The organism is Tomitella cavernea (assembly GCF_016599145.1).
In the GTDB taxonomy this organism is placed as follows: domain Bacteria; phylum Actinomycetota; class Actinomycetes; order Mycobacteriales; family Mycobacteriaceae; genus Tomitella; species Tomitella cavernae.
This window is the reverse complement of record NZ_JAENKO010000081.1, coordinates 1-4,002: the sequence shown is the minus strand read 5'-3', so window position 1 is coordinate 4,002 and position 4,002 is coordinate 1. Positions and strand designations below refer to the sequence as shown.

At 68.9% G+C, this 4,002-nt stretch carries 4 protein-coding genes; 3 read left to right on the top strand and 1 reads right to left on the bottom strand.

Features of this window, described 5'->3' with window-relative positions:
- The coding region (locus tag JJ683_RS17950; protein WP_200176128.1) for a hypothetical protein at nucleotides 1-334 on the bottom strand (334 nt) is incomplete at its 3' end.
- 294 nt (nucleotides 335-628) lie between these two features.
- Between JJ683_RS17950 and JJ683_RS17945 the strand changes: the two genes are divergently transcribed.
- From JJ683_RS17945 to JJ683_RS17935, 3 genes are read left to right on the top strand one after another with little or no spacing between them, the layout of a single operon-like run.
- A complete protein-coding gene (locus tag JJ683_RS17945; protein ID WP_307811039.1) occupies nucleotides 629-1,852 on the top strand; it encodes a quaternary amine ABC transporter ATP-binding protein in 1,224 nt (407 codons plus the stop codon).
- Nucleotides 1,849-2,847 (top strand): ABC transporter permease, encoded by a 999-nt coding sequence (locus tag JJ683_RS17940; RefSeq protein WP_307811038.1) that lies wholly within the window; start codon nucleotides 1,849-1,851, stop codon nucleotides 2,845-2,847. Before JJ683_RS17945 ends, JJ683_RS17940 begins: the two co-directional genes overlap by 4 nt.
- 58 nt (nucleotides 2,848-2,905) lie before the next feature.
- Nucleotides 2,906-3,871, top strand: coding sequence for a glycine betaine ABC transporter substrate-binding protein (locus JJ683_RS17935; RefSeq protein ID WP_207280359.1), 966 nt, complete (start codon nucleotides 2,906-2,908; stop codon nucleotides 3,869-3,871).
- Nucleotides 3,872-4,002: the final 131 nt, after the last annotated feature.

The window sequence follows — 4,002 nt, the reverse complement described above, 5'->3', positions numbered from 1 at the left end:
CCCGCACGAAGTGCAATCCTGCGACGGCGGCCTCCTGGACGCGCAGCCCCAGCGCGGGCGTCGACGCGCTGGGGAGCAGGTCGACGGCGCGTGCCTGGGCTTCGATGGCGCGCTGCAGGCATGCGCGGGCGGCGGGGGTGCGGGCCGTGACCGCCGCGGGGCCGTCCAGCTGCCCGGTCAGCCGGACCACCCACGGACCCGGCCGCGCGGCGCCTCCGGCGTGCCTCGCCTCGTCCCGTGCGGCGACCTTCCGTTGCGCCCGGCGGGCGAGGACGACCGCGACGATGAGCGCGACGAGCACGAAGAGTGCGACGAAAAGAACAGGCGGACCCACGGTGGTCAGAGTATCGCTGTGCGCTGGGCGGAGGTGCTTCCGCTCCTGTGTGGGACGTTCGTGCAAAGGTTACAGCTCGGCGGCGGAGCCCTATCCTGTCTGCGACCTGCGATACGGTCAACTACGAATCGCAGATTGCGCAATTTTCGATAAGCGGTGATGGGTGCGCGGGCGTGGGAGATCCCCGGATGCCCGCGGCGCGCGGGCACGGTGGCCGGATCCGAACGGCGGCGTGGCTCCGGCCCGTCCCGGGGTCGTGTTCCCCGGCGCATCATCGCGGGCACGGAGGACACGGTGGCAACCGTCAAGACGGAGAAGCTCTACAAGGTGTTCGGGCGGAACCCCGAGAAAGTCGTGGCGGCGCTGGAAGGCGGCGCCGCGCGGTCGGAGATCGACACCGGCGGCGCTACGGCCGCCGTCGTCGACGCGAACCTCGACATCCGTGAGGGCGAGACTTTCGTGGTGATGGGGCTGTCCGGGTCGGGCAAGTCGACGCTGCTGCGCATGCTCAACGGGCTGCTGCCGGCCACCTCGGGGCGCGTGCTCGTGGGTGGGGAGGACCTCACTGCGATGTCCGACCACGAGGCCCGCCACCTGCGTCGCCGCACCATGAGCATGGTCTTCCAGCATTTCGCGCTGTTTCCGCACCGCACCGTGCTCGACAACGCCGCGTACGGCCTGCAGATCCAGGGTGTCGACAAGGCCGATCGGCGTCGGAAGGCGGCGCGCGCGCTGGAACTGACCGGGCTCGCCGGCTGGGAGGACCACATGCCGGGCCAGCTGTCCGGCGGCATGCAGCAGCGCGTGGGGCTGGCCCGCGCGCTCGCTGCGGAGACGGACATCCTGCTGATGGACGAGGCGTTCAGCGCACTGGACCCGCTGATCCGGCGCGACATGCAGGACCAGCTCACGGAGCTGCAGAAGACCCTCAACAAGACCATCATCTTCATCACCCACGACCTGGACGAGGCCATGCGGATCGGCGACCGCATCGCGATCATGCGGGACGGCCGGATCGAACAGGTGGGCACCGCGCGGGAGATCCTCGATTCCCCGGCAAACGCCTACGTGCAGGAGTTCACCCAGGACGTGGACCGCACACGGGTGCTCACCGCTGAGAACGTCATGGATCGGCAGGCGGTCACCGTCACGGCGGCGGCGCTCGACGCGAAGTGGGACGAGATCGCTGCCGCACCGGGGCATCGGACCGTCTTCGTCGTCGACGAGTCCGGCCGCCCGGTGGGGGTCATCGGCGCCGATTCGGCGCACGGCGCCGTGGTCGGCGGCCGTGCGCCCACCGTCGACCGGGACGTGGTGGAGGTGCCGGAGAGCGCCTCACTGCGTTCACTCTTCCGCAGCTCCGCGGCCAGTGACCATCCGCTGGCGGTAGTGGACGACGCGGGCAGGCTCAGCGGCACCATCTCGCAGGACCGTCTCCTCGGAGCGGCGGGCGATGCCGCGGCCGCGCCGCAGGATCCCGCAAAGGACATCGTCGAGGCATCGGGGGCGGCATCGTGAACACCGGCGTGATCAACGGCTCGGCGGGCACCAGGGATGGGGTCGCGCTGCTGGCCGATACCTGGCATGTGCCGCGCATCCACGTGGGCGACTGGTTCGACACGATCGTCACGTGGCTGACGAACAACGTCGGGCCGCTTTTCGACTTCATCTCGACCGTCGTGTCGAGCGCGGTCGATTGGCTCACGGACGTGCTCACCTACCTGCCCCCGTGGGGGATGATCATCATCTTCGCGGTGCTCGCGCTGTGGATCAGGGGTTGGAAGGCCGCCGTGGTCACGGTGATCGGTTTCGGGATCATCGACGGGATGCTCGAGTTCGAAGCGACGATGCAGACGCTCGCGCAGGTGTTGTTCGCTGCGGTGATCGCGGTGGTACTGGCCGTGCCGCTGGGCATCTGGGCGGCGCGCAACGCGACGGTGAGCCGCATAGTGCGACCGTTGATGGACTTCCTGCAGACGCTGCCGGTGTTCGTCTACCTGATCCCGGTGATCTTCTTCTTCTCCATCGGCACCGTCCCCGGCATCGTCGCCACCGTCGCGTTCTCGCTGCCTCCGGGGGTGCGGCTGACCGAGCTCGGCATCCGCCAGGTGGACCCCGAGATGGTCGAGGCCGGCGAGGCGTTCGGCACCTCGCCGTGGCGCATCCTCACCGGGATTCAGCTGCCGCTTGCGCTGCCCTCGATCATGGCGGGTGTCAACCAGGTGATCATGCTCGCGCTGTCGATGCAGGTCGTCGCAGGCATGGTCGGCGCGCCCGGCCTGGGTACCGAGGTCTTCGGTGCCGTGACGCGCCTCCAGCTCGGTGCGGGCTTCGAGGCCGGTATCGCCGTGGTGATCCTCGCGATCTACCTCGACCGGCTCAGCGCCTCGTTCGGCAACCGCTCGGTGTTCAGCCGCATGGGCGCGGTGTTCGGCGTTCTGCGCAGGAGCCGGACCGCCGACGATGAAGAGACTCCGGCCGACGCCGACAGGAGCACGGCGACGGCAGGGTGATCCGCGCGGCGAGGTCGGGCGTCGCCGCGGGAACCAGCAATCGAGAAAGGGAGAAATCATGGAATCAGGGGAGAATCCGGAACCGGTGGACACGCCGGCACGCCGCAAGAGGCGTCGCCGCGGGCTGCTGACCGGGGCGGTCGCGATCTTCGGTGCCATCGCCATGGTGGCCGCGGGGTGCGGATCGAGCGACCAGGCGCCCGGCGGGAGCGGTGGCGGCGGTGATGACACCATCACCATCGGCTACATCGCCTGGGACGAGGACATCGCCCTGACCAACCTGTTCGAGCAGCAGCTCGAGGCGGCCGGCTACAACGTGAAGACCACGCAGCTCAGCGCGGGCGCGATCTTCTCCGGCATGGCCAACGGCGACGTCGACATGTTCCTCGACACCTGGCTGCCCACCACGCACAAAGAGTATTGGGACAAGTACGGCGACCAGCTCGAGGACCTGGGCGTGTGGTACGACAAGGCCAGCCTGGAACTCACGGTGCCGTCGTATGTCACCGACGTGAACTCCATCGCCGACCTCAAGGACCACGCCGACGAGTTCGGCGGAGTCATCACCGGCATCGAGCCCAGCGCCGGGATCATGAACCGCGCCGAGAACTTCGCGGTGCCCGAGTACGGCCTCGAAGACGTGATGAAGGTCCAGCAGTCGTCGACCCCCGCGATGCTGGCGGAGCTGGAAAAGGCGATCAGCAACAAAAAGCCGATCGTGGTCACCCTGTGGCACCCGCACTGGGCGTACAGCCGCTACGACCTCAAGGACCTGCAGGACCCGAAGAAGGCGATGGGCGAGGCCGAGAAGCTGCACATCACAGCGCGTGGCGGGTTCAGCGAGGCGCACCCGAAGATCGCCGAGATGGCCTCGAACTTCACGATGGACGACGAGCACCTGCAGTCGCTCGAGGACGCGATCAACTCGGCCGGCAAGGGCAAGACCGCCGACGCCGTGACGCAGTGGACCAAGGACAACCAGGCGTTCGTCGACGACAAGTTCGGATCGCTCAAGCAGGACTGATAGACCGGCAGCGGCCTGAGCGCCGAGCTTCGGGCGCTGCAGGCGGAACACGGGCGTGGGCGGGGACCCACGTGGGTTACCGGCCCCCCCCCGGGCGCGGCCCCCCCCCCCGGGGCGTGTGGCGGGAGGAC

Excerpts from the sequence above, each read along its gene's own strand:
- JJ683_RS17935 (WP_207280359.1), top strand. The coding sequence starts at position 2,906 with ATGGAATCAGGGGAGAATCCGGAACCGGTGGACACGCCGGCACGCCGC.